Genomic DNA, 13,803 nt, shown 5'->3' with positions numbered 1-13,803 from the left:
CATGAAGTACGGCCCGCTCGGCAGCACGAACGTGCTCGTCAGCAAGCTCTGCCTGGGGACCGGGAACTTCGGGGTCGGCGCGGACTTCGTCGGGGCTTTCGGTTCCACCGACGAGGCCGAGGCGTTCCGGATCATGGACGCCGCCCTGGACGCGGGGATCACCTTCTTCGACACCGCGAACGCGTACGGGAACTACCCCCACGGCTCCAGCGGCTCGACCGAACGCATCGTCGGACGGTGGCTCGCGCAGGGCGGCGGCCGGCGCGAGCGCGTGTTCCTCGCGACGAAGGTCGGGCGCACGATGTTCGACAACGACCACGACGGGCCGAACACCCGCGACAGCCTCTCGCTGTGGAAGATCCGGCGCCACGTCGAGGGCTCGCTGCAGCGGCTCGGCACCGACCACGTCGAGCTCGTCCAGATGCACCAGGTCGACCAGCACGGTCAGTGGGACCAGCTCTGGGAGGCGTTCGAGGGGCTCGTCCGCTCCGGCAAGGTCGACTACGTGGGCGCCAGCCGGTTCTACGGGTGGGAGCTGATGAAGGCGCAGGAGGCCGCGCGCCGACGCCAGTTCATGGGGCTGGTGAGCACGCAGCACCGCTACGACCTGGTGACGCGCCAGGCCGAGCTCGAGGCCTTCCCGTGCGCGACGGACCAGGGCATCGGCGTCCTGCTCTACAGCCCGCTGCGGCGCGGGCTCCTCGCCCTCGACCTGCTCGAGCCCGACGACCGCCCGCTCGACAAGACCGCGTCCGACCTGGTCGAGCGGTACCGCCCCCAGCTCACGGAGTACGCGAAGTTCTGCCACGACCTCGGGCACAAGGTCGCGGCGGTCACGCTCGCCTGGGAGCTGGCCCATCCCGCCGTCACCGCACCCGTCATCGGCCCGGCCACGGTCCAGGACCTCGAGGAGCTCCTGGTGAGCGTGGACATCGTCCTCAGCGACGCCGAGCTGGCCGAGCTGAACCGGATCTTCCCCGCGCCCACCAGCGAGTTCTACGGCGAGGCGCCCTCGCACCCCCGCCCGCAGTCTTGGGTGTGAGGTCGTGCGACACACGCTCACGAGCCCGTCGCTCGCCTTCACGTTCGACACGGTCGGCGCCGAGCAGCTCACGCTGGGCTTCCGGGACGAGGACGTCGACTACTTCGGGCGGTGGCGCTCGCCCGAGACGTCGCACGCGGTCGTGTGCTTCCCGCTGCTCGGCAACGTCCCCGGAGGTCGCTACCTCCACGGGGGCGCCGAGTTCGCGATGGGTCAGCACGGGTTCGCCCAGGCGTCGGACTTCGACGTCGTCGACCTCGACGAGTCCCACGCGGTCCTGGAGCTCACGGACACCGAGGAGACCCGGCAGGGCTACCCCTTCGCGTTCCGGTTCCGCGTGCGCTACTCGATCGAGGGCTCGACCCTCGTGACGGAGTACGAGGTGGCGAACCCCGGTACCGACGACCTGCTCTACTCGGTCGGGGCGCACCCCTTCTTCTCCTGCCCGGTCGACGACGAGGGGCCCGCGCTCGGCGACCACTGGCTGGAGCTCGACGCCCCTGCGGGACCGGACAGCATCGCCCGGACCTTCGGGCCGCCCGACGCGCTCGTCGCCGCCTTCTCCGAGGACGGCCGACGGCTCGCCCTTGCCCACCCGCTCTTCGCCGACGGCGCCTTCTGCCTGACGTCACCGCCGGGCCAGCGGGTCCGCCTTCGAGGCAGGGGCAGCGTGCGCAGCGTGGAGATGGATCTCGGCTCGGCGCCGTACCTCCAGGTCTGGACCAGGCCGGGCGAGCCGTTCGTCTGCCTGGAGCCCTTCTACGGCGCCATCACCAGCCACCCGGTGTCGGACGTCGACCACGTCTGGGCGGAGCGGCCGGGCACGAACGTCGTCGCGCCCGGCGACGCGCGCACCCACCGGTTCGAGATCACCCTCCACCGCTGATGCACGACCGCACCACCACCGAGAACCTGACGCGCACCACAGCGCTCTCACCCGACAGATCGCGGAGGACACCATGAAGTACAGCCCCCTGGGAAGCTCGAACGTCCTGCTCAGCCAGCTGTGCCTGGGCACCGCCAACTTCGGGCCCGGGGACAGGTTCGCCGGGGCGTTCGGCTCGACCAGCGAGGCCGAGGCCTTCCGGATCATGGACGCCGCCGTCGATGCCGGCATCAACTTCTTCGACACCGCGAACGTCTACGGCAACGACGGAACCGGCACCACCGGCGAGACCGAGAACATCATCGGGCGCTGGTTCGCGCAGGGAGGCGGACGGCGCGAGAAGGTCTTCCTCGGCACGAAGGTCGGCCGGACCATGCTCGACAACGACCTCGACGGACCGAACACCCGGGACGGCCTGTCCCTGTGGAAGATCCGGCGCCACGTCGAGGACTCCCTGAAGCGGCTCGGCACCGACCACATCGAGCTGATCCAGATGCACTACGTCGACCACTTCGCGCAGTGGGACCAGGTCTGGGAGGCCTTCGAGGACCTCGTTCGCGCAGGCAAGGTCGACTACGTCGGCAGCAGCCAGTTCTACGCCTGGGAGATGATGAAGGGGCAGGAGGCGGCGCGGCGCCGGAACTTCATGGGTCTCGTGAGCACGCAGCACCGCTACGACCCGGTCTCGCGCGAGGCGGAGATCGAGGCCTTCCCCTGCGCGACGGACCAGGGGATCGGTGTCCTGCTGTTCAGCCCGCTGCGACGGGGCGTCTTCGCCGTCGACCTGCTGGATCCCACAGATCGAACCTTCGACGAGGAGGCCGAAGAGCTCGTCGAGAGGTACCGCCCGCAGCTGCTCGAGTACGCGAAGTTCTGCCACGACCTCGGGCACAAGGTGCCGGCCGTCACCCTCGCCTGGCAGCTCGCGAACCCGGCCGTGACCGCGCCCATCATCGGGCCGGCGACGGTGCAGGACCTCGAGGAGCTGCTGGTCGGTGTCGAGATCAAGCTCGGCTCGGCCGAGCTGGCGGAGGTCGACCGGATCTTCCCGCCCGCCGCGAGCCACTTCTACGCCAAGCTGCCAGATCCTGTCCGCCCGCAGTCCTGGGTGTAGCGGCCCTCGAGCGCTGCTGGCGACCGTGATCCGACGGTCGCGTCGAATCGGCTTCCTGCTCGACCCTCCTCGGAGTGGTGGTCGTGCTCTGGTGTCGGAGGACGTCGCGGTGGTTGCGGTCGCGTCGCTGATGCTGCGTGCGGGTGGGGTCCGGCCCGATCTCCGCGGAGGGTCGGCTCGTGTCTCAGGAATCTTCAGCGCGCGCGGAGCCCGGTGACGACGAGGTCGAGCAGGCGTCGGAGCTGATCGGGATCGGTGGCGTCGCGCGTCGCGAGGAACACCCCCACCAGGGCCGTGGTCACGTCGTCGGCGTCGAGGTCGGGGCGCAGGGACCCGTCGGCCTGCCCGGCGTCGAGGAAGCGGCGTACGACGCTCCTCACCCGACCGCGCGTCCCGCCCTCGGCGGCGGCTCCCGCCAGGACGCCGGGCCGGAGCGTCTCCGCCATCCCGCGCTTGGTGGCGACGAAGTCGGCGTAGCGGTCGGTCCAGCCGCGGAACGCCTCGGCGGCGGTGGCGTCGCCGGCGAGGAGCGCGTCGGCTGCCTGGGCGACCCCTTCGAGCTCACCGGCGTAGACCGCGGCGATCAGGTCCTCGCGGCGCGGGAAGTTCCGGTAGAGCGTGCCGATCCCGACCCCGGCCGTCCGGGCGATGCCCTCGAGCGAGGCGTCCTCGCCGACGTCGACGAACGCTGCGCGGGCTGCCTCCACGAGCGCGGCGCGGTTCCGCAGCGCATCCGCACGAGGGGCACGGGCCTCCCGCGCGGGTCGAGGAGCACCGGGCGTGGACGACAAAGCGGAGGTTCCTCCGTATAGTGGCTGAAGCGGAGGGTCCTCCGCACTCGTCGATCATACGAACGGACACGCATGGCGAACACCACCTACGACCTCGCCGGTCGCACCGTCTCCCGGGTCGGGTACGGCGCGATGGCCCTCGAGCACTACGCGGACGACCGCGGCGCGGGGGAGAAGCTGGTCCGTCGCGCGGTCGAGCTCGGGGTCGACCACTTCGACACGGCGGACTTCTACGGCGACTCGGTCGCCAACGAGATCCTCCGTGACGCGCTCGACGGCGACGACCGCGTGGTCGTGGTCACCAAGGTCGGCGCGGTGCGGACCACCGGGGGCGACCGGCCGCTCCGGCTCGCGCAGAAGCCCCACGAGCTGCGCGTCGCGGTCGAGGACAACCTCCGCTCGCTCGGCCGTGACCGGATCGACGTCGTGAACCTGCGGCGCGCCGACACCGGACCCGGTCTCGTCGCGTCCGGGGACCAGGTCGTCGACCTCGACGACCAGCTCGCGGAGATGACGGCCCTGCGCGACCAGGGGCTCATCGGCGCGATCGGGATCAGCGCGGTCACCGAAGCGGTGCTCCGGCGCGCACTGCCCGCAGGGATCGTCTGCGTCCAGAACGCGTACGGACTCGTCGCCCGGCAGTTCGAGACCATGCTCGACCTCTGCGTGGCGGCGGGGGTCGCGTGGGTGCCGTACTTCCCGCTCGGATCCGGTTTCCCGGGAATGCCGAAGGTCGCCGAGCAGCCCGAGGTGGTCGCCGCCGCCTCGCGCCTCGGCGTGACCCCGGCGCAGGTCGGGCTCGCCTGGTTGCTCGGGCACGCGCCGAACACCCTCCTCATCCCCGGCACGGCGAGCGTGGAGCACCTCGAGGAGAACCTGGAGGTCGGGAGCATCGAGCTCGACGCCGCGACGTCGGCCGAGCTCGACGCGGTCTGGGGCGCGCGGTTCGCCGACCAGGAGCACCAGCCAGGCTGATCCGGACGAGCGGCTCTCGGCGTGTGGTGGCGCCGTGCGCCCGGCTGCGGCACCCGCGGTCGGCGCCTCCGTGTGTGCGCCGCTCTCGCCCGGATCCCTCAGAGCAGCCGGCGGACCCGGTCGACCTCGGCCTGCGTCCGGTCGAGCTCACCCGACTCCTGCCACAGCTCGAACCACTCGCTCTCCGGGCCGGTGGCCCGGGCGAGGGCCGCCCTGGCGCTGGACCGGGGCTCGGCGCCCACCCGGAGGGGCTTGTTCGCCAGCAGCTCGCGGACCTGGTCCTCCCCGGTGTCGAGCCCGAGCCCGGCGGCGACGACCGCGGCCGCGGCGACGACGGTGAAGTCGTTCATCTCGTCGCTGCTGTCCTGCTCGGACGGGCGCCTCAGCAGCCGTGCCCAGAAGCGGGGCCGTCGGCCGCCGGTCGGGTCGAGGACGTTCCTCAGCTCGTCAGCCAGCGGACGGTCGCTGTCCCCGAGCTCACCGAGCAGGTCGAGGGCGTCGTCGTTGTCGAAGGGTCCGTTGCCCCACGCGCCCATCAGGCGAGCTCGCGCAGGACCGAGGTCATCGGCCCGCCGGCGTCGCCGGTGTTGAGCGTGCCGCGCGGCTCGATGAGCAGCGCGTGCACCTCGTCCTCGGCCTCGGGGCAGTGCTCGACCCCGCGGGGGACGACGAAGACGTCCTGCTCCTCGAGCACCACGTCGCGGTCCCGCAGCCGGATCGTCAGCCGGCCGCGCAGGACCAGGAAGAGCTCGTCGGTGTCGGGGTGCGTGTGCCACACGAACTCGCCCTTGATCTTGACGACCTTGACGTCGTAGTCGTTGACGCTCGTGAGCCGGTGCGGCTGCCAGTGCTCGCCGATGCGCTCGAGCGCGCGCCGGACGTTGCGGACCTCGGTCTCCACCCCGAGGGCGTCCGGGGTGGGATCTGCCGTCATCTCCGGCTCTCCAGACCCTCGAGCAGGGTCAGGGCGCCCTCGATCACCCGCTCGTACGAGGCCTGGCTGCGGTCGGCGCGAGCCAGGACGTGGGCTCCCTGCAGCATCGCGATGACCGTCGCCCCGACGGCCTCGGCCGAGAAGTCCGGACGCAGCTCGCCGCTCGCCTGCCCCTCCCGCAGGAGCGCTTCCATGCGCTGCCGGTACCAGGTGAGCGTCTCCGACACCGGCCTCCGCAGACGTTCGTCCTCGAGCACGGCGTCGTCGAGCGTCAGGCGTCCGAAGCGGCAGCCCTTCTCGCCGTCCCTCGGCTTGCTGAGGTAGCGCGCCACGGCCGCGCCGGGGGAGGGCGCCTCGTCCAGGTAGGCGTCGATGGACCGCTCGGCCTCCGCGCTGCTCACCCGCAGGGCCTCGGCCGCGAGGTCGACCTTGGTCGGGAAGTGGTGGTACATGCTGCCCTGGCCGACGTCCGAGCGTGCCCGGATCGCCGCGGGTGTGGTCCCCGAGTAGCCGTGCTGCCACAGGAGCTCCCGCGTCGCCTCCACGAGGCGCTCACGCGAGCCCGTGCGCGCCCGCTCCTGCGCCATCGTCGCCTCCTTCGCGTCCGGTCCTGCCCGTCAAGCGTCCTCCGGTGCCTGGACGGGCGCGGGGATGGTCTCACTTCTCAATGTACCTACTCGTAGGTACAGTGCGAGGTATGGAACTGATCTCGCTGAACAACGGCGTCGTGATGCCGGCGCTCGGGCTGGGCGTCTACCAGAGCCAGCCCGAGGAGACGGCCGCCGCTGTGGCGACCGCGCTGGACCTGGGCTACCGCCACGTCGACACGGCCGCGGCGTACTTCAACGAGAAGGAGGTGGGGGAGGGCCTGAAGCGCGCGGGTCTGGCGCGCGACGAGGTCTTCGTCGAGACCAAGGTGTTCCCCAGCGACTACGGCTTCGACGAGACGCTGCACGCGTTCGAGAAGTCGGCCCGCAAGCTCGACCTGGACCGGCTCGACCTGCTGCTCCTCCACCAGCCGCGGCCGAGCCAGTTCGCGCGGACGGTCGGCGCCTACCGCGCTCTCGAGCGGCTGCTCGCGGACGGGCTCGTCCGGGCCATCGGGGTCAGCAACTTCATGCCCCACCACCTCGACCGGCTGCTCGCCGAGGTCGACGTCGTCCCGGCCGTGAACCAGGTCGAGCTGCACCCCTACTTCCAGCAGCCCGGCGTGCAGGCCAAGGACGCGGCGCTCGGCGTCCTCACCCAGGCGTGGTCCCCGATCGGTGGTATCACCTTCTACCCCGGGCCCTGGCGCGAGGACCGCCAGAACGTCATGCAGGACCCGACGATCCGCTCGATCGCCGAGCAGCACGCGAAGTCGCCAGCCCAGGTGATGCTGCGCTGGGGGCTCCAGCAGGGCCGCTCGGTCATCCCCAAGTCGACGAACCCGGGACGCATCGCGGAGAACCTCGACGTCTTCGACTTCACCCTCGACGACGACGAGATGGCCCGGATCGACGCCCTCGACGCCGACCGGCGAACCGGCCCGGACCCCGACGAGGCGCGCGGCGACTTCTACGACCGACCGATCCCCGAGGCCTGAGGCCCGCCGTGGTCAGCATCAGCCGGGAGACGGCCGAGGAGACGCACGAACGCCTGCGCGGCGTCCTCGCCCAGGCCGAGCTGGACGTGCTCGGCGGCGTCTGGTCCTTCGTGGAGTCGCCGCTCGACCAGCCTCCGTCCCTCGGGGCCGAGACCCTGGCCGTGGTCCGCGACGACGAGACCTGGAGCGCCCTGCGTCCGGACGACGGCGGGCCCGAGGACCGGGAACGCTTCGGCCTGGTGTCGTTCCACTTCCCGCCCGGCCTCGACAACAGCGGCTTCGTCGGCTGGCTGGCCGGCGAGCTCAAGGCGCGCCTCGGGACGGGCGTCTTCGTCGTGTGCGGAAGCAACCGCGGCCGCGGCGGCATCTACGACTACTGGGGATGCCCGGTCGAGCTGCTCGACGAGGTCGTCGCGATCGTCCGAGCGCTCGTCGAACCCTCGACAGCGGTGCAGGCCTGACGAGAAGTCCTGCGCCACGGAACAAGGAGAAGCTCATGGTCCTGCTCGTCATCGGCGTGGTGCTGGTCCTCGCCGCCCTCGTCAACCTCCTCCTCGGCCACGTCACCGCGGCCGTCGTGACCGGCGTCGTCGGCCTCGTCCTCGTGCTGGTGTGGCTCTTCCGACGCTTCGGCAGGCCGGGCGACTTCAACCGCAGCGGCACCACCGGGATCCAGTGACCGTGCCGTCGACGCGAACCCCGCTCGCCGTGGGCATGGTCGGGCTGAACGTCCGCGGCAACGGCTGGGCCGCCGAGGGCCACGCGCCCGCCGTGCAGGCCGTCGACGGCCTGGTCCTCGCCGGCGTCGCCACCACGCGGCCCGAGACCGCGGCGGAGGCGGCCGCACGGTTCGGCGTCGCCCGCTCGTACGGCGACCCGCTCGCGATGATCGACGACCCCGCCATCGACGTGGTCGCGGTGGTCTCCCCGGTGCCGACCCACCGTGAGCTGGTCCTCGCCGCGCTCGACCGGGGCAAGCCGGTGCTCACCGAGTGGCCGGTCGCCGCCGGCGGGGAGGCGATGGCCGAGATCGCCGCCATCGAGGCGCGGGCCGCGGTGCCCCACGCGGTGAACCTGCAGGCCCGCCGCAGCCCCGCGGCCGTACGCCTCGCCGACCTGGTCGCCGACGGCGCGCTCGGGCGCACCCTCTCGGTCAGGGTCCTGTCGACGACGGCCGGCTTCGGGTCGTCGATCGTCCCCGCGTACGTGCCCCTGGAGGAGCCGGCCACCTGGACCAGCCTGGGCACCATCCAGACGGCGCACACGCTCGACCTGGTGACCCACGTCTTCGGCGCGCTCGGCGACGCCCACGCGCTGCTCGACGTGCAGCACCCGGTCGTCGAGGTCGAGGGCCGGGAACCGGTCGTCCGGCACCTCCCCGACCACGTCCTCGTGCACGGCCGGCTGGCCGGCGGGGGAACCCTGGACCTCGAGGTGCAGGGAGGCCGGGCGCCCGACGACGCACCGTTCCGGCTGGAGGTCGTCGGCGAGCGCGCGAGCGCCGCGCTGCTGGGCGGGGCACCGCGCGGCTTCCAGGCCGGCACGCTGCGCCTGCTGCTGGACGGGGCGCCCGTCGACCTGCCGCCGAGCGCGCTGGACGCCCTGCCGGCGTCGGTGGTCAACGTCGCGCACACGTACGCCGCGCTCCGCGACGACATCGAGGCCGGCACGCGCACGGCGCCGAGCTTCGGCGACGCCGCCGACCTGGCCGCCTCGCTCGCCTCGCTGGGCCTCGGGCTGGTCGAGGGCTAGCTAGCCGCCGCACCGCGAGGGTCGGCGTGCCGGGCCCGGGCGGGCCGTGCTGTGCTGAACGCTCCGCGGAGGGTCGCGGCGTCGGGGCAAGGCGCTCGAGCCTGTCGGGGACGACTCGGTGCAGGCCTGGGCGCCACCCTCAAGAGCGTCGGCAGGGGGCTGCCGCGCTCGTCCTGAGGTTCCCTTGAGCCGTCGAAAGTTGATGGTTCAATCTTGCGGTTGTCCTTGGACACCGTTGTCACTCGTACGCGCTGGCCTTGAGGTGGTCTCGGCAGAGTTCTTCTCACCGGGCCACCAGGGTTCGGGGAGCAAGCGGGGGCTGGCTCGCAGGACACCTCACTCGAGCACGACCACCACCTCAAGGAGCCCCCGAAATGACCGCCGTCGCCACCGCCACCGCCGTTCGTACCGCCGGCCGCCGCCCGTCGCGCAAGGTCGCCACGATCGTGTCCCTGGTCGCGGTGCCGACCGCGCTGGCCGTGTCCGGCCTCGTCGTGGCCCAGTCGTCGTACTCGGCCTACTCGGCGACCACGGTCAACCCGACGAGCAACTGGGCCACCGGCACCGTCGCCCTGACCGACGACGACGCGAACACCGCCGCCTTCACCGCCGCGAACCTGAAGCCCGGCTCCACCGGCAGCCGCTGCATCGTCGTCTCCTCCACCGGCACCCTGCCCGCCAACGTCAAGCTCTACGGCACGGCTGCGGCGTCGACGAAGGCGCTGGCCGACAACATCGACCTCACCGTCACCCAGGGCACCGGCGGCTCCACCGCGGGTGGCTGCGCGAACTTCACCGCCCTCCCGTCGGGGTCGAGCGTCTACACCGGCACCCTCGCGAACTTCGGCGCCACCGCCACCGGGTACGGCAGCGGGGTGGGCAGCTGGGCCACCGCGGGCGTCGCGGCCGGCGCACCGGCGGAGGCGCGGACCTACCAGCTCACCTACACGGTGAAGACCGACGCGCCGAACACGACCCAGGGCGGCACCGCCGCGATCGGCTTCACCTGGGAGGCCCAGAACAGCTGAGCCGGACCCGCCTGACGGCGCCGCTCCTCGGGGGACGGCCCGCCGCCAGGCACCGGCCAGCCGAGAGGACCGGTCGAGCGTGCGCGTCGGGGGACGCGCCGACCGGGCACCACCCCGGACCCGCTGCTCCTCGGGGGACAGCGGGTCCGAGGCACGCCCGCTCGTCCCGACCGGCTCGTCCCGGGCCGACCCGTCCGTGGAACCATGCGGCCACGTGCGACACGCGCACCGTGAGGAGGCGTCCGCCATGACCGTCCCGAACTTCCGCCTCGACGACCGGGTCGCCCTGGTCACGGGGGCCGCGAGCGGCATCGGCCGGGGCATCGCGCTCGGTCTGGCGGGATCTGGCGCCGACGTCGCCTGCCTGGACCGGCCCGGCGCCGCCCTGGACGCCGTCGTCGCCGAGATCCAGGAGCAGGGACGCGGGGCGCTCGCCCTGGGCGCGGACGTCACCGACCCGGGCAGCCTCGCCGACGCGGTACGCGCGACGGAGGCCGACCTCGGCCCCCTCACCCTGGCCGTGAACAGCGCCGGCGTCGCCGACGCCGCCCCGGCCGAGGAGATGGCGCTGGAGCAGTGGCAGCGCGTGGTCGACGTCGACTACACCGGCGTGTTCCTGTCCTGCCAGGCCGAGGCGCGCGTGATGCTGCCGCGGCGGCGCGGCTCCATCGTCAACATCGCCTCGATGTCGGGGACGATCGTCAACCGGGGGCTGCTGCAGGCGCACTACAACTCGGCCAAGGCCGCGGTCGCCCACCTCTCGCGCAGCCTGGCCATGGAGTGGGCCGACCGCGGCGTCCGCGTCAACGCCCTCAGCCCCGGCTACACCGCCACCCCCATGAACTCGCGCCCCGAGGTCGCCGAGCAGGTCACGCGGTTCGAGGCCGACACCCCGCTCGGGCGGATGGCGCAGGTCGACGAGCTCGTCGGACCGGCGGTGTTCCTGCTGAGCGACGCCGCCAGCTTCTGCACCGGGGTCGACCTGCTCGTCGACGGCGGGTTCACCTGCTGGTGACCCGCCGGCCTCACCCTCCGGTCGGTCGCGTACGCACGGCCACCTCGGAGAAGGTGACCGCTCCCTCGCCCACGAAGACGCCGAGGCGCCCGAAGCGGTGGTCGTAGATCCTGGTGCTCAGGGCGGTCCTGCCGTCGAGGACCGCGACGCAGGTGGTGCGGTCGACCAGGAGCTCGAGGACGTGCGGGCCGGGTTCGATCGAGCAGGGGCGCTCCAGCTCGACCACCTGCGGCTGGTCCCCGGAGACCTCCCACTGGCCGGGGCCCGTGGTCCGCCGCGGCCACCGGTCGAACGTCATCCGGCCGCGGTGCGGCTCGAGCCGGACCACGAAGGAGGTGTCGCCGTCGACGGAGCTGCGCAGCAGGACCCCGCACTCGCGGGTGCCGGCCTCGACGTCCAGGCCCACCCGGACGTAGCAGGGCTCCGGCAGGTCCGTTCGGCTCACCACCGCGCGGTAGCCGTCCGGGGTGGCCAGCCGCTCGGGCGCCGACGACGAGCCGAGCGCCCCGGGGCCGCCGAGGTCCGTCGGTCGCGTGAAGGACGCGACGAGCTCGGCGGGCAGCGCGAAGGCCAGGGTGCCGTCCCGCTGCTGCACCACCTCGAGGACCGACATGCTCCCCGCCCACTGCCACGGACCGTCGTCGACGTCGCCCTCACGCGTGGCGATCCACCCCACGAGGTAGCGGCGCCCCTCGCGCTCGACCGACTTCGCGGCGTAGAAGGCCCGGCCGTCAACCGTGTCGTGCTCGGGTGGCAGCCACGGGCCGTCGGGGCTGCGGGCCATGCGGTACCGCGTGCAGAAGCTCTCCGAGAACTCGGAGAAGACGAGGTACCACCACCCGCCCAGCTCGAACACGTCCGGGCACTCGTGCGCGACGTAGCGGCGCGGGTCCCAGAACGGCGCGGCGACGGTCCACCGCTCGAGGTCGTCCGAGACGAGCTGGGCGACCAGCCCACGGCGGCGCGGGGGACCCTCGCGGTGCCGGGCAGCGAGAAGCATCCGCCACGGCTGGTCGGGCGCGGGCCGGAAGACGAACGGGTCGCGCCAGTCGCCGGGCTCGTAGCCCGGGGTCGCCCCGAACGTGTGCTCCGGGTGCCGCCGCCACACCTCGAGCCCGTCGGTGCTGCTGGCGTGCATGACGACCTGCAGTTCGGTGACGCCGTCGGCGGCGCGCCGGCGAGGGTTGTGGCCCGTGTAGAAGAGGTGGAACGTTCCGCGGTCCTCGACGACGCTGCCGGTGTAGCAGTCGAAGTCGTCGGCGTCCGCCCCGCCCGACGGCAGCACGACACCGTGGTCGGTGTACTCGACGAAGTCGGTGGTGCTGGTCAGCGCCCAGCCCGTGCCCGACGCGGGGTCGTCACGGATCTCGAGCAGGTAGAACAACCAGATCCGGCCCGCGTGGGCGAAGGGGATGACGTCGCCGACCCACCCTCGCTGCGGCAGGAAGTGGACCGGCCGCGAGGTGCTCCTCGTCGTGGGCAGCGGGCTCATGCCGGCGACCTCCGGCTCGCGCGTCGTGCCGGGCGCCGGGCGCCACGTACGGGCGGGGGCCCGAGCGACTCCCGACGGATCAGCGTGCAGTCCACGACCATCCGTTCGACCGGCGCGACCGGGTCCTGGAGCACCAGCTCTCCGGCCCGCCGCCCCATCAGCAGGTGCGGGAGCTCCACCGTCGTGAGGCCGGGGCGCACCTGGTCGGCGACGTCGGGCTGGTTGTCGAACCCGACGACGCTGACGTCGCCGGGGCAGTCGAGGCCGAGGCTGTGCAGAGCGAGCAGGCACCCGATCGCCATGCGGTCGTTGCCGCAGACGACCGCCGTCGGCGACCGCTCGGCCATGGTCGCCACCGTCAGGTCGTAGCCGGCACCGATCGAGTAGTCGCCGAACCGCTGCACCAGTCCGGCGGGGTCGACCCCGGCCACCCGAGCGGCGTCGGCGAAACCCCGGAGGCGCTCGACGCACGCGTACTCGCCGTCGTGCCCGCCGAGGAAGGCGACGTCGCGGTGCCCGAGGTCGAACGCGGCGCTCGCCGCCGCCAGGCCGCCGTGGTACTCGTCGGCCAGGATCACCGTGCTCACGTGGTCGTCGTCGGGCCAGCAGTTCACGAACAGCGTGCGTGTCGTGTCCAGCCGGCGGCTGCGGTGCATGGGGATCGGGGCCGGCGAGGCGTAGACGATGCTGTCGACCCCGGAGCCGAGCAGGTTGGCGACGGCCTTGTCGCCGCGTTCTGGGTCGTCGGTGGTGTCGACGACGATGCACACATAGTCGGCCGGCTGGACGACCTGCTGGATGCCGAGCACCACCCGCCCGGCGTACGGCTGCGAGACGATCCCGTTCGTGATGATGCCGACCGTGTAGGACCGGCTGGAGCGCAGCAGCTGGGCGGCGCGGTTCGGGACGAAGTCGAGCTCCGCCGCGGCGAGGAGCACGCGCCGACGCGTGTCCTCGGCGACGGCGACGTCGCGCCGGTCGTTCAGCACGAACGAGACCGTCGGCTGCGACACCCCCGCCCGCCGGGCCACGTCGGTCATCGTGACGCGCCGCGGCTTCGCTGGTCTTCCTGCCATCGCTCCCCCTCGAGCCTCGTCCGACGTCTGCCCCAGGCATCGGAACCGCAGCGTACGACACTTTGCCAATACGTATTGCGCGTCTTCCGACGGTGATGCTAGCGTCCCGGTCA

At 72.6% G+C, this 13,803-nt stretch carries 16 protein-coding genes; 10 read left to right on the top strand and 6 right to left on the bottom strand.

Annotated elements, in window-relative coordinates; all coding sequences use genetic code 11:
* Position 1: 1 nt before the first annotated feature.
* From BMY04_RS02495 to BMY04_RS02485, 3 genes are all read left to right on the top strand, one after another.
* On the top strand, positions 2-1,042 hold the full coding sequence (locus BMY04_RS02495) for an aldo/keto reductase (protein WP_091177518.1): 1,041 nt from the start codon (positions 2-4) through the stop codon (positions 1,040-1,042).
* A 4-nt stretch (positions 1,043-1,046) separates the two neighbouring features.
* Positions 1,047-1,928, top strand: coding sequence for an aldose epimerase family protein (locus tag BMY04_RS02490; RefSeq protein ID WP_091177517.1), 882 nt, complete (start codon positions 1,047-1,049; stop codon positions 1,926-1,928).
* Positions 1,929-2,001: 73 nt separating this feature from the next.
* Complete coding sequence (locus tag BMY04_RS02485) at positions 2,002-3,042, top strand: aldo/keto reductase (protein ID WP_091177516.1); 1,041 nt, start codon at positions 2,002-2,004, stop codon at positions 3,040-3,042.
* Positions 3,043-3,236: 194 nt separating this feature from the next.
* Here the strand turns inward: BMY04_RS02485 and BMY04_RS02480 are convergent, their stop codons facing one another.
* The gene (locus tag BMY04_RS02480) at positions 3,237-3,749 is read right to left on the bottom strand and encodes a TetR/AcrR family transcriptional regulator (protein WP_198409892.1); all 513 of its coding nucleotides are present in this window, start codon (positions 3,747-3,749) and stop codon (positions 3,237-3,239) included.
* A gap of 156 nt (positions 3,750-3,905) precedes the next feature.
* Between BMY04_RS02480 and BMY04_RS02475 the strand changes: the two genes are divergently transcribed.
* Positions 3,906-4,808, top strand: a complete 903-nt coding sequence (locus BMY04_RS02475) for an aldo/keto reductase (RefSeq protein WP_091177514.1) — start codon at positions 3,906-3,908, stop codon at positions 4,806-4,808.
* 98 nt (positions 4,809-4,906) lie between these two features.
* Here BMY04_RS02475 and BMY04_RS02470 read toward each other — a convergent pair whose 3' ends face one another.
* The 3 genes from BMY04_RS02470 to BMY04_RS02460 are packed head-to-tail and all read right to left on the bottom strand — an operon-like array spanning position 4,907 to position 6,329.
* Complete coding sequence (locus tag BMY04_RS02470; protein WP_091177513.1) at positions 4,907-5,344, bottom strand: DUF4259 domain-containing protein; 438 nt, start codon at positions 5,342-5,344, stop codon at positions 4,907-4,909.
* On the bottom strand, positions 5,344-5,742 hold the full coding sequence (locus tag BMY04_RS02465) for a cupin domain-containing protein (protein WP_091177512.1): 399 nt from the start codon (positions 5,740-5,742) through the stop codon (positions 5,344-5,346). Before BMY04_RS02465 ends, BMY04_RS02470 begins: the two co-directional genes overlap by 1 nt.
* Positions 5,739-6,329, bottom strand: a complete 591-nt coding sequence (locus BMY04_RS02460) for a TetR/AcrR family transcriptional regulator (RefSeq protein ID WP_091177511.1) — start codon at positions 6,327-6,329, stop codon at positions 5,739-5,741. The genes BMY04_RS02465 and BMY04_RS02460 overlap by 4 nt, the downstream gene beginning before the upstream one ends.
* A gap of 110 nt (positions 6,330-6,439) precedes the next feature.
* Between BMY04_RS02460 and BMY04_RS02455 the strand changes: the two genes are divergently transcribed.
* The 6 genes from BMY04_RS02455 (at position 6,440) to BMY04_RS02430 (ending at position 11,122) form a co-directional block, all read left to right on the top strand.
* The gene (locus BMY04_RS02455; protein ID WP_091177510.1) at positions 6,440-7,327 is read left to right on the top strand and encodes an aldo/keto reductase; all 888 of its coding nucleotides are present in this window, start codon (positions 6,440-6,442) and stop codon (positions 7,325-7,327) included.
* 8 nt (positions 7,328-7,335) lie between these two features.
* Positions 7,336-7,788: a DUF6196 family protein gene (locus tag BMY04_RS02450; RefSeq protein ID WP_091177509.1), complete on the top strand. Its 453-nt coding sequence runs from the start codon at positions 7,336-7,338 to the stop codon at positions 7,786-7,788.
* Positions 7,789-7,823: 35 nt separating this feature from the next.
* The gene (locus BMY04_RS02445; RefSeq protein ID WP_091177508.1) at positions 7,824-8,006 is read left to right on the top strand and encodes a hypothetical protein; all 183 of its coding nucleotides are present in this window, start codon (positions 7,824-7,826) and stop codon (positions 8,004-8,006) included.
* 2 nt (positions 8,007-8,008) lie between these two features.
* Positions 8,009-9,079: a Gfo/Idh/MocA family protein gene (locus BMY04_RS02440; protein ID WP_139209715.1), complete on the top strand. Its 1,071-nt coding sequence runs from the start codon at positions 8,009-8,011 to the stop codon at positions 9,077-9,079.
* Positions 9,080-9,453: 374 nt separating this feature from the next.
* Complete coding sequence (locus BMY04_RS02435) at positions 9,454-10,107, top strand: hypothetical protein (protein WP_091177506.1); 654 nt, start codon at positions 9,454-9,456, stop codon at positions 10,105-10,107.
* A 247-nt stretch (positions 10,108-10,354) separates the two neighbouring features.
* A complete protein-coding gene (locus tag BMY04_RS02430; protein WP_091177505.1) occupies positions 10,355-11,122 on the top strand; it encodes an SDR family oxidoreductase in 768 nt (255 codons plus the stop codon).
* A gap of 10 nt (positions 11,123-11,132) precedes the next feature.
* Here BMY04_RS02430 and BMY04_RS02425 read toward each other — a convergent pair whose 3' ends face one another.
* Positions 11,133-12,614 carry a glycoside hydrolase family 32 protein gene (locus BMY04_RS02425; RefSeq protein WP_091177504.1) on the bottom strand — a complete coding sequence of 494 codons (1,482 nt, stop codon included), beginning with the start codon at positions 12,612-12,614 and terminating at the stop codon, positions 11,133-11,135.
* Positions 12,611-13,690 (bottom strand): LacI family DNA-binding transcriptional regulator, encoded by a 1,080-nt coding sequence (locus BMY04_RS02420; RefSeq protein WP_091177503.1) that lies wholly within the window; start codon positions 13,688-13,690, stop codon positions 12,611-12,613. Before BMY04_RS02420 ends, BMY04_RS02425 begins: the two co-directional genes overlap by 4 nt.
* Positions 13,691-13,803: the final 113 nt, after the last annotated feature.

It is taken from the genome of Microlunatus flavus (assembly GCF_900110855.1).
GTDB lineage: Bacteria > Actinomycetota > Actinomycetes > Propionibacteriales > Propionibacteriaceae > Microlunatus > Microlunatus flavus.
Note: the sequence above shows the minus strand (reverse complement) of the source record. Positions and strands in the feature narration are given on the sequence as shown.

Bases quoted from the DNA above. Each gene is read 5' to 3' on its own strand.
- BMY04_RS02495 (WP_091177518.1), top strand. From the start codon at position 2: ATGAAGTACGGCCCGCTCGGCAGCACGAACGTGCTCGTCAGCAAGCTC.
- BMY04_RS02485 (WP_091177516.1), top strand. From the start codon at position 2,002: ATGAAGTACAGCCCCCTGGGAAGCTCGAACGTCCTGCTCAGCCAGCTG.
- BMY04_RS02475 (WP_091177514.1), top strand. From the start codon at position 3,906: ATGGCGAACACCACCTACGACCTCGCCGGTCGCACCGTCTCCCGGGTC.
- BMY04_RS02470 (WP_091177513.1), bottom strand. From the start codon at position 5,344: ATGGGCGCGTGGGGCAACGGACCCTTCGACAACGACGACGCCCTCGAC.
- BMY04_RS02465 (WP_091177512.1), bottom strand. From the start codon at position 5,742: ATGACGGCAGATCCCACCCCGGACGCCCTCGGGGTGGAGACCGAGGTC.
- BMY04_RS02460 (WP_091177511.1), bottom strand. From the start codon at position 6,329: ATGGCGCAGGAGCGGGCGCGCACGGGCTCGCGTGAGCGCCTCGTGGAG.
- BMY04_RS02455 (WP_091177510.1), top strand. From the start codon at position 6,440: ATGGAACTGATCTCGCTGAACAACGGCGTCGTGATGCCGGCGCTCGGG.
- BMY04_RS02445 (WP_091177508.1), top strand. From the start codon at position 7,824: ATGGTCCTGCTCGTCATCGGCGTGGTGCTGGTCCTCGCCGCCCTCGTC.
- BMY04_RS02435 (WP_091177506.1), top strand. From the start codon at position 9,454: ATGACCGCCGTCGCCACCGCCACCGCCGTTCGTACCGCCGGCCGCCGC.
- BMY04_RS02430 (WP_091177505.1), top strand. From the start codon at position 10,355: ATGACCGTCCCGAACTTCCGCCTCGACGACCGGGTCGCCCTGGTCACG.
- BMY04_RS02425 (WP_091177504.1), bottom strand. From the start codon at position 12,614: ATGAGCCCGCTGCCCACGACGAGGAGCACCTCGCGGCCGGTCCACTTC.
- BMY04_RS02420 (WP_091177503.1), bottom strand. From the start codon at position 13,690: ATGGCAGGAAGACCAGCGAAGCCGCGGCGCGTCACGATGACCGACGTG.